Source organism: Phenylobacterium sp. (assembly GCF_030693405.1).
In the GTDB taxonomy this organism is placed as follows: domain Bacteria; phylum Pseudomonadota; class Alphaproteobacteria; order Caulobacterales; family Caulobacteraceae; genus Phenylobacterium.
Genome location: NZ_JAUYAW010000072.1, coordinates 117,361 through 132,127, shown reverse-complemented (window position 1 = coordinate 132,127; position 14,767 = coordinate 117,361). Strand labels below are relative to the sequence as shown.

Annotated in this window: 13 protein-coding genes; 7 read left to right on the top strand and 6 right to left on the bottom strand. The window is 69.2% G+C overall.

What is annotated here, in order from left to right:
* Nucleotides 1–164 precede the first annotated feature (164 nt).
* Nucleotides 165–1,706: an NAD(P)/FAD-dependent oxidoreductase gene (locus Q8N19_RS15660; RefSeq protein WP_305592239.1), complete on the bottom strand. Its 1,542-nt coding sequence runs from the start codon at nucleotides 1,704–1,706 to the stop codon at nucleotides 165–167.
* Between the two features lie 196 nt (nucleotides 1,707–1,902).
* Between Q8N19_RS15660 and mutS the strand changes: the two genes are divergently transcribed.
* Nucleotides 1,903–4,584 (top strand): DNA mismatch repair protein MutS, encoded by a 2,682-nt coding sequence (mutS, locus tag Q8N19_RS15655; RefSeq protein ID WP_305592237.1) that lies wholly within the window; start codon nucleotides 1,903–1,905, stop codon nucleotides 4,582–4,584.
* 40 nt (nucleotides 4,585–4,624) lie between these two features.
* Nucleotides 4,625–5,320: an HAD family hydrolase gene (locus Q8N19_RS15650; protein WP_305592234.1), complete on the top strand. Its 696-nt coding sequence runs from the start codon at nucleotides 4,625–4,627 to the stop codon at nucleotides 5,318–5,320.
* Nucleotides 5,321–5,457: 137 nt separating this feature from the next.
* Here Q8N19_RS15650 and Q8N19_RS15645 read toward each other — a convergent pair whose 3' ends face one another.
* Nucleotides 5,458–6,444, bottom strand: a complete 987-nt coding sequence (locus Q8N19_RS15645; RefSeq protein ID WP_305592232.1) for a D-glycerate dehydrogenase — start codon at nucleotides 6,442–6,444, stop codon at nucleotides 5,458–5,460.
* A 139-nt stretch (nucleotides 6,445–6,583) separates the two neighbouring features.
* Between Q8N19_RS15645 and Q8N19_RS15640 the strand changes: the two genes are divergently transcribed.
* The 4 genes from Q8N19_RS15640 (at nucleotide 6,584) to Q8N19_RS15625 (ending at nucleotide 9,755) form a co-directional block, all read left to right on the top strand.
* On the top strand, nucleotides 6,584–7,078 hold the full coding sequence (locus tag Q8N19_RS15640) for an SH3 domain-containing protein (RefSeq protein WP_305592230.1): 495 nt from the start codon (nucleotides 6,584–6,586) through the stop codon (nucleotides 7,076–7,078).
* Between the two features lie 68 nt (nucleotides 7,079–7,146).
* Complete coding sequence (fabA, locus tag Q8N19_RS15635; protein ID WP_305592228.1) at nucleotides 7,147–7,659, top strand: 3-hydroxyacyl-[acyl-carrier-protein] dehydratase FabA; 513 nt, start codon at nucleotides 7,147–7,149, stop codon at nucleotides 7,657–7,659.
* Nucleotides 7,660–7,687: 28 nt separating this feature from the next.
* Nucleotides 7,688–8,902 (top strand): beta-ketoacyl-ACP synthase I, encoded by a 1,215-nt coding sequence (gene fabB, locus Q8N19_RS15630; protein ID WP_305592226.1) that lies wholly within the window; start codon nucleotides 7,688–7,690, stop codon nucleotides 8,900–8,902.
* Nucleotides 8,903–8,942: 40 nt separating this feature from the next.
* Nucleotides 8,943–9,755 (top strand): enoyl-ACP reductase, encoded by an 813-nt coding sequence (locus tag Q8N19_RS15625; protein WP_305592225.1) that lies wholly within the window; start codon nucleotides 8,943–8,945, stop codon nucleotides 9,753–9,755.
* An 11-nt stretch (nucleotides 9,756–9,766) separates the two neighbouring features.
* Here Q8N19_RS15625 and Q8N19_RS15620 read toward each other — a convergent pair whose 3' ends face one another.
* From Q8N19_RS15620 to Q8N19_RS15610, 3 genes are read right to left on the bottom strand one after another with little or no spacing between them, the layout of a single operon-like run.
* Nucleotides 9,767–10,378: a TetR/AcrR family transcriptional regulator gene (locus Q8N19_RS15620; protein WP_305592223.1), complete on the bottom strand. Its 612-nt coding sequence runs from the start codon at nucleotides 10,376–10,378 to the stop codon at nucleotides 9,767–9,769.
* Entirely contained in the window at nucleotides 10,378–12,000 is a 1,623-nt protein-coding gene (locus tag Q8N19_RS15615; RefSeq protein WP_371133875.1) for a DHA2 family efflux MFS transporter permease subunit, read from the bottom strand. Before Q8N19_RS15615 ends, Q8N19_RS15620 begins: the two co-directional genes overlap by 1 nt.
* 12 nt (nucleotides 12,001–12,012) lie before the next feature.
* A complete protein-coding gene (locus Q8N19_RS15610) occupies nucleotides 12,013–13,116 on the bottom strand; it encodes an HlyD family secretion protein (RefSeq protein WP_305592222.1) in 1,104 nt (367 codons plus the stop codon).
* 186 nt (nucleotides 13,117–13,302) lie between these two features.
* On the opposite strand from Q8N19_RS15610, the gene Q8N19_RS15605 reads away from it, so the two are divergent.
* Nucleotides 13,303–14,553, top strand: coding sequence for a UbiH/UbiF/VisC/COQ6 family ubiquinone biosynthesis hydroxylase (locus Q8N19_RS15605; protein ID WP_305592220.1), 1,251 nt, complete (start codon nucleotides 13,303–13,305; stop codon nucleotides 14,551–14,553).
* On the opposite strand, the gene Q8N19_RS15600 is transcribed toward Q8N19_RS15605, so the two are convergent.
* A complete protein-coding gene (locus Q8N19_RS15600; protein WP_371133880.1) occupies nucleotides 14,550–14,738 on the bottom strand; it encodes a Trm112 family protein in 189 nt (62 codons plus the stop codon). The two genes, Q8N19_RS15605 and Q8N19_RS15600, sit on opposite strands and share 4 nt — an antisense overlap.
* Nucleotides 14,739–14,767: the final 29 nt, after the last annotated feature.

Below are 14,767 nucleotides of genomic sequence, written 5' to 3'. Positions count from 1 at the left end.
CGTGTCCTTGGCTGTCTTCGTGTCCTTTGTGACCCTGTTTTCCCCTACCTCGTCACCCTCGGACTGATCCGAGGGCCCATGCGCACTGATCCATGCCGGTGTTCATGGATGGTCGGGTCAAGCCCGACCATGACGGCGGAGATACAGGTAGGGCCGGCCGCCCCCTACTCCGCGGCCTCCACCGCCCGGGCCGTGGCCGGCTGGTCGTCATAGCGGAAGACCGGGCCGTCCAGGTCGATGGTCGGGATGTCGGCGCGCTCGGCCCAATAGTCCTGGGTGTGGCGCCATTCGGCGGTGTCGCCGCACTTGGGCATCTTGTCCATGTCGCGCATCAGATAGCCCGGATTGAAGTTGTCCGGATCGATCCAGGGGCCGCGGGGCATGGTCGCGCCGGCCTCGCCGGGATCGACCATCACCTTCTTGGCGCCGCGGGCCTTCATGTGGGCCAGCAGCCGGGCCACGAAATCCCCCATCAGGTCCACCCGCAGGGTCCAGCTGGCGCGGAAATAGCCGAACACCCAGACGAGGTTCGGCACGCCGGTGAACATCATGCCGCGATAGGTCAGGGTGTCGCCGAAGTTCACCGGTTCGCCATCCACCTGGAAGGGGATCTCCCCCATGACCGACAGGCGGAAGCCCGTGGCGGTGATGATAATGTCGGCCTCCAGCTCCTCGCCGGACTTCAGCAGGATCCCCTTTTCGGTAAAGCGCTCGATCTGGTCGGTGACCACCGAGGCCTTGCCCGCGCTGATGCCCTTGAACAGGTCGGCGTCCGGCACGAAGGCCAGGCGCTGCTGCCAGGGACGATAGCTGGGGGTGAAGTGCTTCATGTCGTAGCCCTCCGGCAGGACGGCGGCGACGGCCTTGAGAATCTCCTCCTTCACGGCCTCGGGATACTCCCGGGCCATGTGGGCGAACATGCCCTGGTCCTTGAGGATGCGGCGCCGCACGATCTCGTGGGTCCACTCCTCGGGGACCTCCAGGTCGCGCAGCGTATCGGCCAGCTCGTTGGCGTTGCGGCCCGTGGCGAAATAGGTGGGCGAGCGCTGCAGCATGGTCACATGCCCGGCCTTTTCGGCCAGGGCCGGCACCAGGGTCGCAGCCGTGGCGCCCGAGCCGATCACCACCACCTTCTTGCCGAGATAGTCCAGGTCGTCGGGCCAGGTCTGCGGATGGATGATCGGGCCCTTGAAGTCGGTCATGCCCGGCCATTCCGGCGTGTAGCCCTCGTCGTGGTGGTAGTAGCCCTGGCACATCCATAGGAAGCCGCAGGTGAAGGTGAGCGCCTCGCCGGTGGCGGTCTTCACCGCGTCAACGGTCCAGACCCTCTTCTCGCTGGACCAGGCCGCATTGGTGATCTTGTGGCCGTAGCGGATATGGCGGGCCAGATCGTTCTCTTCGATCACCTCGCCCATATAGGTGAGGATTTCCTGGGAGGTGGCGATCGGCGCCCCGAGCCACGGCTTGAACCGGTAGCCGAAGGTGTAGAGGTCGCTGTCTGAACGGACGCCCGGATAGCGGTGGGTGACCCAGGTGCCGCCAAAGGTGTCCTTGGCCTCCAGCACCACGAAGCTCGTACCGGGCGACTGGTGCGTCAGGTGCCAAGCCGCCCCGACCCCGGAAATGCCCGCGCCCACCACCAGCACGTCAAAGTGCTGAATGTCCGACGCCGCCTGCGCCTTGCGCGCCACATCCACGCTGGTCATGGGGTACCCTCTTCCTTGTCGTTCCCTGTCGTCAGTATCTGCGTCTGACGATCTGCGATCCCTGATGGAAATCAAGTTAGGTGATCGCCGATCACTTGGCGAGAGGGGAATGGGGGGGCGGCCATCGCGCCTCGCAGGCGTCCAGGCGCGGCGAAGGGATGACCGAATCCCCCTGGGCCGCTAGCTTGCCGGCCTGATGAACGCCCCCTCCCCCACCCTGCCGGATGCGGCCGGCGCCACGCCGGTCATGGCCCAGTTCTTCGAGGCCAAGGCCGCCCAGCCCGACGCGCTGATCTTCTTCCGCATGGGCGACTTCTACGAGCTGTTCTTCGAGGACGCCCAGAGGGCGGCCGCGGCGCTCGGGATCAGCCTGACGGCTCGGGGCAATCACGGGGGCCAGCCCATTCCCATGGCGGGCGTGCCGGCCCATGCGGCCGAGGCCTATCTGGCCAAGCTGATCCGGGCGGGGTTCAAGGTCGCCGTCTGCGACCAGATGGAAGACCCGGCCGAGGCGAAGAAGCGCGGGTCGAAATCCATCGTCCGGCGCGAGATCGTGCGGGTGGTGACGCCGGGCACGCTCACCGAGGATGGCCTGCTGGACGCCCGCGGCGCCAATCGCCTGGCCGCCGTGGCCGTGCGGGCCGGCCAGGCGGCCATCGCCTCGGTGGAGCTCTCCACCGGCGAGGTGGAATGCCTGGCCCTCGACGCCGCCGGCCTCGGCTCGGCGCTGGCGGCGCTCTCGCCCTCGGAAATCCTGGTCCCGGACCGTCTGTTCGCTGACCCCGCCGCTTCCGAGGCCCTGCGCAGCGTCGGCGGCTTCGTCCAGCCCATGCCTCAGGCGCTCGCCGAACCCTCGGCCTCGGAGGCCAGGCTCAAGCGGCTCTATGGGGTCGAGACCCTGGACGGCTTCGGGGCGCTCAGCGGCGCGGAGATTTCGGCGCTCGGCCTGATCGCCGCCCATCTGGAGACCACCCAGGCGGGCCGCCTGCCGGCCCTGTCAGCCCCGCGGCGGATCGGCGAGCGGGAGGTCATGGCCATCGACCCGGCCACCCGCACAAGCCTGGAGATCGAGCGCAGCCTGTCCGGCGGCCGCGAGGGCAGCCTGCTGGCCGCCATCGACCGCACCGTGACGGCGCCCGGCGCCCGGCTGCTGGCCACCCGCCTGGCCCGGCCCCTGGTGGAGCCCGCGGCCATCGATGCGCGGCTGGACGCGGTGGCCTATTTCTGCGCGCGCCGCACCCTGCGCCAGGATCTGCGCGCTCAGCTGAAGTCCATGGGCGACATGGCCCGCGCCCTGTCACGGCTGGCGCTCGGGCGCGGCGGGCCAAGGGACCTGGGCTGCCTGCGGGACGGTCTGGCCGCAGGCGATGCGATCACCCGCCTGTTCGCCGCCCCTGAGCCCCTCGACCCCGCCCCGCCACCGGAGACCGCCCAGGCGCTTGAGGCCCTGGACCTCGCCCGTCAGACCGCCCTGTCGGACCTGCGCGACCTGCTAGCCTCAGGTCTTGGCGATGACCTGCCCGCCCAGGCCCGGGACGGCGGCTTCGTGGCGCCGGGCGTCCGGCCCGAACTCGACCAGGCCCGGGCGCTTCGCGATGACAGCCGCAAGGTGATCGCGGGCCTCGAGGCGCAGCTGGCGGGCGAGAGCGGCGTGGCCCTGAAGATCCGCCACAACGCCGTGCTGGGCTATTTCGTCGAAGCCAGCGCCAAGGCCGCCGAACCGCTGATGCGCGCGCCCCTGAACGCCACCTTCATCCACCGCCAGACGCTGGCCAACCAGGTCCGCTTCACCACCGTCGAACTGGCGGAATTGGATGCGAAGATCGCCCAGGCCGCCGAGCGGGCGCTCGCCATGGAGGTCGCCGCTTTCGAAGCCTGGCGAGAGGCCGCCTGCCATGTGTCCCACGCCATCCAGGCCGCCGCCTTCGCCGCCGCCAGTCTGGACGTGGCCTCAGGCCTGGCCGAATGGGCCGATGAGGCCGGGGCGACGCGGCCCGTCGTGGACCGCTCCTGCGTCTTCGAGGCTGTCGCCGCCCGCCACCCGGTGGTCGAGGCCGCCGTGCGCCGCACGGGCGAACCCTTCACCCCCAATGACTGCCGCCTGGACGGGGCCGGCGCGGGCGCGGCGCGCCTCTCCATCGTCACCGGGCCGAACATGGCCGGTAAGTCGACCTTCCTGCGCCAGAACGCGCTGCTCTGCGTGCTCGCCCAGGCCGGGTCCTTCGTGCCCGCCCAGGCCCTGCGGCTGGGCGTGGTGGACCGCCTGTTCAGCCGGGTCGGCGCGGGCGATGATCTGGCCCGGGGCCGCTCGACCTTCATGGCCGAGATGGTCGAGACCGCCGCCATCCTGACCCAGGCCACACCCCGGTCCTTCGTCATCCTCGATGAGATCGGCCGGGGCACGGCCACCTATGACGGCCTGGCCATCGCCTGGGCCTGCGCCGAGGCCCTGCACGAGACCAATCGCTGTCGCGCGCTCTTCGCCACCCACTATCACGAGCTAGCGGTGCTGGAGGACCGGCTGCCCCACGTGGCCAACCTCTCCATGCGGGCCAAGGAGTGGAAGGGCGACCTGATCTTCCTGCATGAGGCTGGTCCTGGGCCTGCCGACCGCTCCTACGGCGTGCAGGTGGCCAAGCTCGCCGGCGTGCCGGCGCCCGTGGTCGCCCGCGCCCGCCAGGTGCTCGACCGACTGGAACGTGAACAGGGCGCGCCGGCCCATCTGGAGGACCTGCCGCTGTTCGCCGTGGGCATGGCCGAGCCGGAGAGCCAGGGCTCCAGCGCTGTGGAAGAAGCCCTGCGCGCCCTGGATCTGGACGGCATGAGCCCGCGGGAGGCCATGGACGCCCTCTACCGGCTCAAGGGCCAGCTGTCATAGCGCCCCACCGCCGTCACCCTCGGACTTGATCCGAGGGGCCATGCACACTTGCGCCGGCGCGGTGTTCGTGGATGGTCGGGTCAAGTCCGGCCATGACGGGCGAAAACTGAAGCATATGGGAAAGCCGCTCGTGACCGTCCGCACCTTGATGATCGATGTGGACGGGGTGGTGATCCGCCATCCGGACGGCCTGCGCTGGGACCATGCGATCGAGGCCGATCTGGGGGTCGACCCGGCGGAGTTTCAGAGCGCCTTCTTCGCCGACCATTGGACCGATGTGGTGAACGGCCGCGCCGACCTGCACGAGCGGCTGGCCATCGCCCTGCCGGACTTCGCGCCCCACCTGACCCCCGAGGCCCTGACCGACTATTGGTTTTCCAAGGACGCCCACCTGGACCAGGGTTTCCTGGACCAGCTCGCCGCCCTAAACGGCCGCTACGCCCTGCACCTGGCCACGGTGCAGGAGCACCTGCGGGCGGCCTATCTCTGGAATGAGCTCGGCCTGAAGGACCGGTTCGCCGAAATCCACTATGCGGCCGCCTATGGCTGCGGAAAACCCGATCCGGCCTTCTTCGACGCGGTGGCGGCGCGTACTGGCCATGGACCGCACGAGCTGCTGCTGATCGATGACTCGCCCCGCAACGTGGAGGCCGCGCGGGCCTGTGGCTGGCGGGCGGGTCTTTGGGACGGCACGCGGACGGTGGCCGATGTGATCGCAGAGGCGCTAGGGCGCTGAGGCCATAGCCCCTCCCAAACGTCATGCTCGGCCTTTTGCCGAGCATCCCTGTCGAGGGCGGGCGCAAGCGTCGAGAGGGATCCTGGGCACAAGGCCCAGGATGACGCCGGTGGGGGTTCCGGGCTGGGTCTGAGCCCCTACAGCATCGCCGGGATGACCCGGTCCGGCGGGCGGTGGCCGTCCATCCAGGTGCGGATGTTGATGATCACCTTCTCGCCCATGTCCACGCGGCTCTCCACCGTGGCCGAGCTCATATGCGGCAGCAGGACCACATTGGGCAGCTTCAGCAGCTTGGGGTTCACCGCCGGCTCGTGCTCGAACACGTCGAGGCCCGCGCCGGCGATCTCGCCCTTGGCCAGGATGTCGATCAGGGCGTCCTCATCGACGATCTCGCCCCGGGCGGTGTTGATCAGGATGGCGTGGGGCTGCAGCAGCTTGAGGCGCCGGGCCGACAGCAGGTGGAAGGTGGCCGGGGTGTGCGGACAGTGGATGGAGACCAGATCCATCCGCGCCATCATCTGATCGAGGCTGTCCCAATAGGTGGCGCCCAGCTCTTCCTCGATGCGGGGGCTGACCGGCTTTCGGTTGTGATAGTGGATCTGCAGGCCGAACGCCTTGGCCCTGCGGGCGACAGCCTGTCCGATGCGGCCCATGCCGACGATGCCCAGCCGCTTGCCGGTGACCCGGCGGCCCAGCATCCAGGTGGGCGACCAGCCGGTGAAGCCGCCGGACTGCACCACATTGGCGCCCTCGACGATCCGCCGGGCGACCACCATGATCAGGGCGAGCGTCATGTCGGCGGTGTCTTCGGTGAGCACGCCGGGCGTATTGGTGACGCTGATATTGCGCGCCGAGGCGGCGGCCACATCGATATGGTCGACGCCGGCGCCGAAGGAGGCGATCAGCTTGAGCTGCGGCCCAGCCTGGGCGATGAGATCAGCATCGATTCGATCGGTGATGGTGGGCGCCAGCACATCGGCGCGTTTGACCGCGTCCAAGAGGGCGTCACGACTCATCGGCTCATCCGACAGGTTGAGCTCGGCGTCGAACAATTCTCTCATCCGGGTCTCCACCTGGTCGGGGAGCTTGCGGGTGACGATGACTTTGGGCTTACGGGCGACCATGACCGAGTCTGAGACGGGAACCTTGCGGCGGGGCGCCGTGGGCGCGCGAGCTGCAACCTGTAGCAAAGGGACCTTGCAGGGCCAAGGCGAGCCTTCGAAGCTGACGCTTTCTTGCGCCCCGGCGCCCTGGCGATGGGCGATGCTCTGGCTTGCCCTGGCCGCGCTGGCGCTCCCCGCCTCCGCGGTGGCGGCCCCGCGCGATCCGGAGGACACGCCCTCGGGATTCCCTGTCCCCCGCTACCTCTCCCTCAAGTTCGACAAGGTCAACGCACGGGCGGGACCCGGGGACGACCACCAGGTCCTCTGGGTCTATCGCGCCCGGGGCCTGCCCGTGCAGATCATCGCCGAGACCCGGGAATGGCGGCGGATCTGCGATCCCGAAGGCGGGGTGGCCTGGGTGCATCGTCGGGTCATCGACGGCAAACAGACGGTGATGACGCTGGGGCCCGAGCCTGTCGCCCTGCGCCGCCGGCCGAGGGCCGAGGCGCAGATCACTGCCTATGTGAACCCCCGGTCCATCGCCAGCCTGGACAAATGCGAAAAGGGCTGGTGCCGCCTGAGCCTTGAGGGCGTCAGGGGTTGGACGCCGGAAACCGTGCTCTGGGGCGTGGCCGCCCCTGTCCAATGTCGTTGAGCCCCGCCTTGGCCTCGTGCTAGGGCCTGACCCTTCTTTTGTTATCGTCCGAGCTGAAAAGGCGGCGCATGACCATTCACGAGCCCAAGAGCCGATACGAGCTGGACGACCTGCTGGCCTGCGCCCGCGGCGAGATGTTCGGTCCCGGCAACGCCCAGCTGCCCGCGCCGCCCATGCTGCTGTTCGATCGCATCACGACGATCAACAATGACGGCGGCGCCCACGGGAAGGGCTATATTGAGGCCGAATTCGACATCAATCCGGGCCTCTGGTTCTTTGACTGCCACTTCATCAACGACCCGGTCATGCCCGGCAGCCTGGGCCTGGACGCCATGTGGCAGCTGGTCGGCTTCTATCTCGGCTGGATCGGCGGCAAGGGCCGCGGCCGGGCCCTGGGCTGCGGCGAAGTGAAGTTCGCCGGTGAAGTCACCCCCGACATCAAGGTCGTGACCTACAAGGTCGAGATGAAGCGGGTCATCAACCGCCGCTTGGTCATGGGCATCGGCGACGCCGTGCTCGAGGCGGACGGCAATGTGATCTACACGGCGCAGGATCTCCGCGTCGGACTCTATCAGCGCTAAACACGCCAGGAACGGAACGGGAGCGAGCATGCGCCGGGTCGCCATTACCGGAATCGGTATCGTTTCATCCATCGGCAATACCGCCGAGGAGGTTCTCGCCTCCCTGCGGGACGCCCGTTCAGGCATTACGGCGGCGCCGGAATATGCCGAGTTCGGCTTCCGCAGCCAGGTCCACGGGGACCCCGCCATCGACTGGGAATCCCTGGTCGACCGCCGCGCAGCGCGCTTCCTGGCGCCAGGCACCGCCTATGGCCACATCGCCATGGAGCAGGCCATCGCCGATTCGGGCCTGACGCCCGATGAGGTGAGCCACGAGAAGACGGGCCTGATCGTCGGCTCGGGCGGCCCGTCCACCAAGGTCATCATCGAGGCGGCTGAAACCGCGCGCACCCGCGGGCCGAAGCGCATCGGCCCCTTCGCCGTGCCCAAGGCCATGAGCTCGGGCGCGTCTGCGACCCTGGCCACCTGGTTCAAGATCCGCGGCCTGAACTTCTCCATCTCCTCGGCCTGCGCCACCTCCACCCACTGCATCGGCTCGGCCTACGAGCAGATCCAGCTGGGCAAGCAGGACGTCATGTTCGCCGGCGGAACCGAGGAGCTGGACTGGAGCCTGTCGTGCCTGTTCGACGCCATGGGCGCCATGAGCTCCAACTTCAACGATCGGCCGTCCACCGCCAGCCGGGCCTATGACGAGGCCCGCGACGGCTTCGTGATCGCCGGCGGCGCCGGGATCGTCGTGCTGGAAGAGTGGAACCGGGCCAAGGCCCGGGGCGCCAAGATCTATGGCGAAATCATCGGCTACGCCGCCAATTCCGACGGCTTCGACATGGTCGCCCCGTCCGGCGAGGGCGCAGTGCGCTGCATGAACCTGGCCATGGAAGGTCTGGGCGGCCGCAAGATCGACTATCTGAACCCGCACGGCACCTCGACGCCGGTGGGCGACACCAAGGAGATGCAGGCGGTCCGCGACGTGTTCGGCGCCAATGCGCCCTTCATCTCGTCCACCAAGTCCCTGACCGGCCACAGCCTGGGGGCCGCCGGCGCCCAGGAGGCGATCTATTCGCTGCTGATGCTCAACAACGACTTCATGGCCAAGAGCGCCCATATCGAAAACCTCGACCCGGCGTTTTCCGACATGCCGATCCTGATGGATCGCCGGGACGGGGCCTTCGAGACGGTGATGTCCAACAGCTTCGGCTTCGGCGGCACCAATGGCTGCCTGGTCATGGCCAAGGCCGGCTAGGCTCCAACGACCAGAGACGCGACAGAACGGCGAGGAAGCCATGGCTGACGACTACGACATGCCCAAGGGCGAACTGATGAAGGGCAAGAAGGGGGTGGTGACCGGGGTCGCCAACCACCAGTCCATCGCCTTTGGCATCGCCTCGCAACTGGCCGCCCAGGGTGCGGAGATGGCCTTCCTGCACCTGCCGGGCATGGAGCGCCGGGTACAGCCCCTGGCCGACCAGCTTGGGGTCAAGACCATCGCCCCGGTGGACGTCACCGATGACGCGGCCATGGACGCCGCCTTCAAGGTGGTGGCCGACTCGCTCGGCGAGATCGACTTCTTCGTCCACTCCATCGCGTTCGCCAACAAGGACGAGCTGAAGGGCTCGTTCGTCGAGAACACCACCCGCGAGGGCTTTCTGCGGGCCATGGACATCTCGGTCTTCTCGTTCGTGGACTGCGCAAGGCGCGCTGCGGCCCTGATGCCCAATGGCGGCTCGATCGTCTGCATGACCTATCTGGGCGCCGAGCGGGCCATTCCCAACTACAACACCATGGGCGTGGCCAAGGCTGGCCTGGAGGCGGCCACCCGCTACGCTGCCCGCGACCTCGGCCCCAAGGGCATCCGGGTCAACGCCATCTCGGCCGGCGCCATGCGCACCCTGTCGCTGGCCGGTATTTCCGGCGGCCGCGGCATGCTGGCCCAGGGCCGGGCCATGTCGGCCATGAAGGAGGACACCTCCATGGAGGGCGTCGCCGGCGCGGCGCTGTGGCTGATGTCCGATCTAGGGCGCTCCACCACCGGCGAGGTGGTGCATGTGGACGCCGGCTTCCACATCATGGGCCTGGCCGACGACGCCGAGGGCTGAAGCGCCCCGGCTCAGTCGACCCCATAGGCCCGCAGGAACCGCCGCGCGGCCTCCTGCGCCACCTGCTCGATGACCTCAGGTTCGGCGGCCTGCTCGACGCCAAGCAGGCCTGCGATCTGGCGCACCCCGATCACCATGCCGGCGAAGAAGTCGGCAGCCTGGTCGGGATCGTCCACCGCCAGCCGCCCGGCCAGGGTCTCCGCCCGCAGGAACTCCGCCAGCCGCCGCCGTGAGGTTTTCGGCCCCGCCTCATAGAAGGCCCGGGCGAGGTCGGGCATGTCGTCAGCCGCCTGCACCGTCATCTTCAGCATCGAGCGGCCCAGGGGCCGGAGCACCAGCTCCAGCATCACCCGACCAAAACCGGCCAGGGCTTCCTGCGGATGATCCTGCGCGCCGGGAGCCAGCAGGGGGGCGGCGATCTCCTCGACCCGGCGGTCGACAATGGCCCGGATCAGCTCGGCCTTGGATCCATAGTGGTTGTAGATGGTCTGCTTGGAGACGCCGGCCCGGCGGGCGATCTCATCCATGGGGGCCGACAGGCCGCCGGTCCCCAGCACCTCGGCGGCGGCGTCCAGTATGGCCTGGCTCTTGGCCTGGTCGATCTGACCGACGGTCCGCGGCATCAGCGGGCGCCTGGGGGCGCAGGCGCCCGGGCCGGGGCCGCGAACAGGGCGAGCACCGCGGCCGCCGCGCATCCGGCGGCAAGGACGAAGAAGGCGTCGCCAAAGGCCAGGACCGCGGCCTCGCGCTGCAGCAGGCCCGCCAGGGCCTTGCGGGCCGCCCCGTCGGCGTCCAGCCCGCCCCGGGCCTCCATCATGCCCCTCAGGCCCTCCAGCAGGGTCTGGGCCTGCAAGCTGCCCAGGCTCATGCCGGCGGTCAGGTCCCCATAGTGGACCGCCGTCTGGTGGCTCAGCACCGTGGTCAGGACCGCCAGGCCCACGGCCCCGCCAATGTTGCGGATCAGATTCACCAGGGCCGAGGCGTCCTTCATCATTGAGGGGGGCAGGGTCGAGACGCTCATCTGCTGGGCGGCGATCATCGCCATCATCACCCCCATGCCCCGCCAGGCCTGCAGGCCAGCGAACTCCCAGAAGCCCCAGTCGGCGGTCACGTGCGAGCCCAGCCCTACCCCATAGGCCGCCAGACCAAAGCCGATGACCATGGGAATGCGCGCGTCCATGGCGCGCACCAGCCGGCCGGCCAGGGGCGCGGACACGAACATCACCAGACCTGAGATCAGCATGGTCGTGCCCACCTCAGCAGCCGAATACTGACGGATCTGTCCGAGAAACAGGGGCAGGATGAAGGTGCCGCCAAACAGGCTCGCCCCGGCGACAAAATTCATCACCATCCCCAGGGTGAAGTTTCGGTCCCGGAATGGCTGCAGGGAGACGATGGGCTGGCGGTAGGTCAGCTGTCGCCAGATGAAGGCCGCGCCGGTGAGGCCAGCGAGCACGGTCAGCCAGAGGATCAGGGGCTCGTCGAACCAGCCCTCCTTGGCGCCTTCCTCGATGACGAACTGCATGGACAGGAGGAAGACCGTCATCAGGCCCACGCCCCACCAGTCCACCCCCTTGCCGAGGGCCGGGTCGCCCTTGTCGAAATCGGCATAGCGGCCAACCAGGAAGATCACCAGCAGGCCGGCGGGCACATTGATGAAGAACAGCCACCGCCAGCCCAGCGCATCGGTCAGGTGGCCCCCCAGGGTCGGGCCGATGGTGGGAGCGAGCGTCACGATCAGGCCAACGATCACATTGGCCGTCACTCGCTTGTCCGGCGGAAATACCGTCATGGCCGTGGCGAAGACCGATGGGATCATGGCCCCGGCCGCCAGGCCCTGGAAGGCGCGCATGACGATCATCGCCTCGACGCTGGTGGTCAGGCCCACCAGAACCGAGGTGACGATGAAGGCGCCGGCGGCCACCACATAGACCGGCCGGGTCCCGAACATGCGGGTCAGGTAAGCGGTCAGCGGGATGATCACCACCTCGGCCAGGAGGTAGATGGTCTGCACCCAGCTGATCTGGTCGGCGTTGGCGCCGATGCCGGCCTGGATCTGGGTCAGGGATGCCGCGACGATCTGGATGTCGAGCACGGCCATGAAATAGCCGACCACCATGCCGCCAAAGCCCAGGAACAGGCGGGTCCAGTCCACCTCGCCCTCAGGCGTCTGCACGCTGGCTGGAACCGGGGCGGTCATCACCGCCGGGCCAGCGCGCGCGGGGCCTGGGGTCTTGTCGCTCATGCCAAGGCGGCCCTAGCGGGCCTGGGCCTGGCTGATCGGGCCGGCCATGGCGTCGGCGAAGGTGGCGCCAGGGGTTTCGCGGACATCGACCTTGACCTTGACCGAGAGGCCCGGCCGCAGGGCGCCGGCTAGGGGATGACCCGGATCGATGGCGATGCGCACCGGCAAGCGCTGGGCGATCTTGGTGAAGTTGCCCACCGCATTTTCCACGGGGATGAGGGCGAATTCCGACCCAGTGGCCGGGGCGAAGCTGTCGATCCGCCCCTCCAGGGCCTGGCCGCCGAAGGCGTCGGCCTTGATCTCCACCCGTTGGCCGATGCTCAGCCGGGCCACCTGGGTCTCCTTGAAGTTGGCCACCACATAGGCCTGGCCGACCGGCACAATGGTCATCAGGCTGGCGCCGGGGCGGACATACTGGCCCGGCCGCACGGCCCGGGCGCCGACCACGCCGGCCACCGGGGCGCGGATTTCGGTACGGGTCAGGTTGATCCTGGCCTGCTCCACCGCCGCTGCCGCCGCAGCCGCCTCCGCCACGGTCTGGGCCTTGGCCGAGCCCAGGGACTGGGCGGTTCGACGCTCGGCCTCCAGGGTCGCCTCGGCCTCGGAGAGCGCGGCTTGAGCCTGCCGGGCGCCGGCCTTGACCGTCTGCACCCGCTGGGCGGAGACCCAACCCTGCTCCGACAGGCGGTCATAGCGATCAAGCTCGGCCTGGGCCAGCTGCGCCTGCGCCCGGGCGCTGGCCAGGGCCGCGGCCTTCTGGGCGATCATCGCCTCCTCCAGCCGCGCCCGGTCGTCGACCCCGCGCACGGCGGCCTCCAGGGCCTGGGCCCGGGCGACCGCCTGGGCGAGGCTTGCGGTGATGGTGTCCGCGTCGATCTTCGCCAGCACCTGGCCTTGCCGGACCACCGCGTTATCCGCCACCAGGACCTCGGTGACATAGCCGTCGATCTGCGGCGCCACCGAGACCGTGTCGGCCTGGGCGAAGGCGTTGTCAGTGGTTTCGAACCGTTGACGCTCCAGCCACCAGAGGGTCCCGCCGACGCCGACGGCGAGCAGGACCGCCGCAGCGATCATATGAACGGGCTTCAGGGACGCGACGAGATCACGAACGGCCATGGCGCTGACTTCACCGGCCCGAGGCGCAATGACCCGGGGCGAACCTCAAAACTGGACCACGGGGTCCATTTATTTTTCTAGGCCCGCTTCCGACCCTCGGCAACGGAAAACTGGACTCACCAGTCCAGGCGGTTTTCCCGCCGCGACACACTGGACGCGAGACCCCCCAGACCCCCATATCGCGGCATGGACATCACCGATCCCGACGTGATCATCGCCGGCGCCGGCATGGCGGGCGCCACGCTCGCCCTATCGCTCGCGCGGGCCGGCCTGAAGCCGCTCCTGGTGGACCCGGCCCCCTTCGAGACCCAGCTGGCGCCGACCTTCGACGGCCGCGCCTCGGCCATAGCCTATGCCGCCTTCCGCCAGTGGCGGGCCCTGGGCCTGGGCGACGCCCTGGCCCCGCACGCCCAGCGGATCGAGCAGATCCTGGTCACCGACGGCCGCGCGCCCGGGGCGGCGACGCCGGCCGCCCTGCCTTTCCACCTGCGTTTTGATTCCGCCGAGATCGCCGACCGATCCGACGGCGAGCCCCTCGGTTACCTGCTGGAAAACCGCCAGATCCGCGCCGTGCTGTCGCAGGCGGTGATCGAGGCGGGCATCCCCGTCCTGGCGCCGGCCAAGGTGGCCAGCGCGACCTTCGAGAAGGGCGGCGCGGTGGTGACCCTCGAGGACGGGCGGGTGATCACCGCCCCACTGGCGATCGGGGCGGAAGGGCGCGGTTCGGTCCTGCGCAAGGCCGCCGGCATCGGCGCTCTGGGCTGGGATTACCGGCAGACCGGCGTGGTCGCCACGGTGCGCCTGGAGCGCCCCCACGAGGGCGTGGCGCACGAGTACTTCCTGCCGAGCGGCCCCTTCGCCATCCTGCCGCTGACCGACAACCGCGCGAGCCTGGTCTGGACCGAGAGCACGGCCCGGGGCGCTGCGTTGAAATCGGCCAGGCCCGAGGTCTTCCACGCCCACCTGATGCGCCGCTTCGGCGCCTTCCTGGGTGATGCGCGGCTGGACGGGCCGGTCTTCTCCTATCCCCTGTCGCTGCAGCTCGCCGAACGGTTCACCGCCCCGCGCCTGGCGCTGCTGGGGGACGCCGCTCATGGCGTGCACCCCATCGCCGGCCAGGGGCTGAACCTGGGGCTCAAGGGCGCCGCGGCGCTGGCCGAGGTGCTGGTGGACGCCGCCCGCCTGGGAGAAGATCTGGGCTCAGAGGTGGTGCTGGAGCGCTATGGCCGCTGGCGGCGGTTCGACACCGCCCTGCTCAGCGCCGGCATGGACGCCTTCGTCCACCTGTTCTCCAACGACAATCCTGTCCTGCGCCTAGTGCGCGGGGCGGGCATGTCGGCGGTGAACCGGATTCCGGTCGCCCGGCGGATGTTCATGCAGCAGGCCGGCGGCGCCTTTGGCGACCTGCCCCGGCTCCTGCGCGGCGAAGCCCTTTAGTCGGCGAGTTCGCGGGCTTCTTCGGGCAGCATGATCGGCACGCCGTCGCGGACCGGATAGGCGAGCTTGGCGCCGCGGCTGATCAGCTCGGCCCGCTCGCGATCATAGTCCAGCGGCCCGTGGGTGACGGGGCAGACCAGGATCTCCAGCAGACGGGGATCGATCTCGGCAGTGAGGGCGAGCATGGGCTCGGCAGGCGCGTCTTCAGTCATGG